The organism is Rhodobacter capsulatus, assembly GCF_005144475.1.
In the GTDB taxonomy this organism is placed as follows: Bacteria; Pseudomonadota; Alphaproteobacteria; order Rhodobacterales; family Rhodobacteraceae; genus Rhodobacter; species Rhodobacter capsulatus_C.
The window spans coordinates 1-2,924 of record NZ_SWJZ01000106.1 but is presented as its reverse complement, the minus strand read 5'-3'; the positions used below and the strand labels follow the sequence as shown (position 1 = coordinate 2,924).

Annotated in this window: 4 protein-coding genes; 1 reads left to right on the top strand and 3 read right to left on the bottom strand. The window is 72.4% G+C overall.

Features of this window, described 5'->3' with window-relative positions:
• Positions 1-570 (top strand): 4'-phosphopantetheinyl transferase family protein (locus FBT96_RS18535; protein ID WP_136909297.1); only part of this gene is annotated, 570 nt, incomplete at its 5' end.
• On the opposite strand, the gene FBT96_RS18530 is transcribed toward FBT96_RS18535, so the two are convergent.
• The 3 genes from FBT96_RS18530 to FBT96_RS18520 all read right to left on the bottom strand — a co-directional run.
• Complete coding sequence (locus FBT96_RS18530; RefSeq protein ID WP_136909295.1) at positions 537-1,313, bottom strand: SDR family oxidoreductase; 777 nt, start codon at positions 1,311-1,313, stop codon at positions 537-539. The two genes, FBT96_RS18535 and FBT96_RS18530, sit on opposite strands and share 34 nt — an antisense overlap.
• Positions 1,304-1,957 (bottom strand): isochorismatase family protein, encoded by a 654-nt coding sequence (locus FBT96_RS18525; protein WP_136909293.1) that lies wholly within the window; start codon positions 1,955-1,957, stop codon positions 1,304-1,306. The genes FBT96_RS18530 and FBT96_RS18525 overlap by 10 nt, the downstream gene beginning before the upstream one ends.
• A 15-nt stretch (positions 1,958-1,972) precedes the next feature.
• Positions 1,973-2,924: isochorismate synthase (locus tag FBT96_RS18520; protein WP_136909291.1), on the bottom strand; the 952-nt coding region annotated here is incomplete at its 5' end.

Sequence of the window (2,924 nt, the reverse complement as noted above, 5' to 3'; positions counted from 1 at the left end):
GAGTATCGCGCCGGGCGGCTGGCCGCCGCCGCCGCCGCGCGCGCGCTGTGCGGCACGCCCTGTCTGGCCGGGCGCTGTGCCAGGGGCGCGCCAGTCTGGCCCGCGGGGCTGTGCGGCGCGATCAGCCATTGCGACGGGCAGGCGATCGCCCTGCTGGGCGCCGCCGCCGTTTGGGGCGGGCTTGGCATCGACATCGAGCAGCATCTGACCCCGCCGCTTGCACAGCAGATCGCCTCGGTGGCCCTGACCCCGGCGGAACAGGAAATCTTCGGCGCCGATCCGCGCTGGGTCGGGCTGATCTTTTCGGTGAAGGAAAGTCTTTTCAAGGCCTTGAGCCCGCAGATCGGGCGAAGCTTCGATTTCGGCGCGGCCGAGCTTTGCCCCGCGACACCGGCAGAGCCGCCCGCGCTGCGATTGACGCGCGATCTGGCCCCGGGCTGGTGGGCGGGGCGGCGGATCGGGGCGGTGCTTTTGGCCGGACCTGCGGGGGTGATGACGGCCGTTGCCCTGCCGCGCGAGGACGACAGGGCCGGGGCTCAGCCGCGCAGCGTGGCGCCGCCGTCGATGTAAAGATCGGCCATGGTGATGTGGCCCGCCTGATCCGAGAGCAGGAACACCGCCGCCTGCGCGATATCGGCGGGCGTTGCCAGCTTGCCGAGCGGAATCCCGGTGCGGAACCTGGCGCCATCGCCCGCGATCACCCGCGCCGGGCCCTGATCGTCGGCCCACATCGCCGTCTGCATCGGCGTCAGCGTCGAGCCGGGCGCCAGCACGTTGCAGCGCAGGCCCTGCCGCGCCAGTTCCAGCCCGAGGCAGCGGGTCAGCATGGTCAGCGCCGCCTTGGAGGCGCAATAGGCGCCCATGCCGATCCGCGGAATCCCCGCGGCATTCGAGCTGACCACCACCAGCGCCGCCCCCGGCTGTTGCACCAGCCGCCGCCCGAGCGCCTGCAGCAGATAAAAACTGCCATCAAGGTTGATCGCCATCACCCGGCGCCAGTCCTCGGCCGTCATCTCGAGCAGCGGGCCAAGCGCCAGCACCCCGGCGGTATGGGCGGCAAGGCCGATCGGCCCCGCCTGCGCCTCGGCCGTGGCCAGCATCGCCTCGACCTCGGCGGGATCGCGCAGATCGCAGGGCAGCCAGATCCCGGCGCAGGCGCGGATCTCCTCGGGCAGGCTGGCCAGCGCTTCGGCGGTATCGGTGGCAACGACGCTTGCCCCCGCTTCCTGCAGCAGGCGGACGGTTTCGCGGCCGATGCCGCCCGCCGCGCCGGTGACAAGCGCGCGGCGCCCGGAAAAGCCGCTCAGGCGCATCGGGTCACCCCGGTCAGCGTGGCCATTGCGTCGCGCGTCGCGATCACCCCGCCGCAGGTGCCCGCCACCCATCGCAGCGCCATCTCGTGGCGCTCGGCGTCGAAATCGGCCTGGGCATCGGCGATGGCGAAGGGCTCGATATCGCGCTGGAACGCCTCGGCGGCGGTGGCAAGACAGCCGATATGGGCATAAACCCCGGTGATCAGCAGCTGATCACGGCCGCGCGCGCGCATCAGGGGTTCCAGGTTCGAGCGCTGAAAGGCGCTGTAGCGGTGTTTGGTCAGCACCAGATCGCCCGGCGCGGGGGCAAGATCGGGCAGGATGTCCTGATGCTCCGCGCGGCGCGACATCCCGGCCCCCCAGAGATCGGCCTGAAGGCCACGGTCGATGCGCAGCTGGGCGCCCTCCTGCGCGGTGTAGAAAACCGGCATGCCGCAGGCGCGGGCGGCCCGGGCGAGGGTGGCGATATTGTCGATCACCGCGGGCAGCGGCGCCGCCTCCTGCGGGAAGGGCGCGCAGAAATAGCGCTGCATGTCATGGATCAGCAGCGCGGCACGGGCGGGCACAATGTGCCAGGGGGCACGGGCCGCGGGCAGCGCCTCGGGGCGGGGCAGGGGATAGGAGAGAATTCCGGGAAGGGCCATCTGGATGTCCTGGGCTCAGTCGTGACGGGGATCGAGGTCGAGCAGTGCCGCATCGCGCGGCAGATCGAGCAATGCCGCATCGCGCGGCAGGCCGAGCGCGGCGAGAAGGGCGCCGAATTTCGCGCCGGTCTCGGCCGCCTCGGCGCGCGGCTCCGAGCCGAGCACGATGCCCGCGCCCGCATAAAGCCGCGCCTGGGCGCCGCAAAGTTCCGCGCAGCGGATCGCCACATGCCAGTCGCCATCGCCGCGCCGGTCGCACCAACCCACGGCCCCGGCATAGAAATCGCGCTCGACCGGCTCCAGGCTGCGGATCAGCCCGGCGGCCCGCGCGCAGGGCAGGCCGCAGACCGCTGGCGTCGGATGCAGCCGCGCGGCCAGCACCACGGCGGGGGTGTCGGGATCCTTCAGCCGCCCGGTGATCCGGGTGCCGATATGCCACATCGAGCGGGTTTTGGTCAGCGCGGTGCCCTCGGGGGTCGAAAGCTCGGCGCAATCGGGGGCAAGCAGGTCAAGGATGTAATCGACCACCAGCCGATGCTCGCGCTGATCCTTTTCCGACCGGGCCAGCGCCTGCGCCGCCCGGGCATCGGCCTCGCGCGCCTCGCACCGCCGCGCCGAGCCCGCCAACGGATGCGACAGGATCGTCGCGCCGCGCTTTTGCAACAGCAGCTCCGGCGTCGCGCCGACCAGATGGCGCGGCGCGCCCTGATCGGCGCGGGCGGGCAGCGAGACCTGGAAGGCGGTCACCGACGGGTCTTCGCTCAGCCGGGCCAGCACCTCGCGCATCGGGAAGGCCTGCGCCTCCTCGACCAGCAGGGTGCGGGCAAGGACGATCTTTTGCAGCGCCTCGGGCAGGCCGTCTTCGCGGCGCATGATCTCGAGCGCGCGGGCGACGCTGTCGATATAGCCGCGGGCGGGCGGCTGCGGGCGGGGCCGGGGGGCGGGAGGCGGCGGGGGTGCAGGGCGG

Coding starts and splice junctions, on each gene's coding strand:
- FBT96_RS18525 (WP_136909293.1), bottom strand. CDS start 1,957: ATGGCCCTTCCCGGAATTCTCTCCTATCCCCTGCCCCGCCCCGAGGCG.
- FBT96_RS18530 (WP_136909295.1), bottom strand. CDS start 1,313: ATGCGCCTGAGCGGCTTTTCCGGGCGCCGCGCGCTTGTCACCGGCGCG.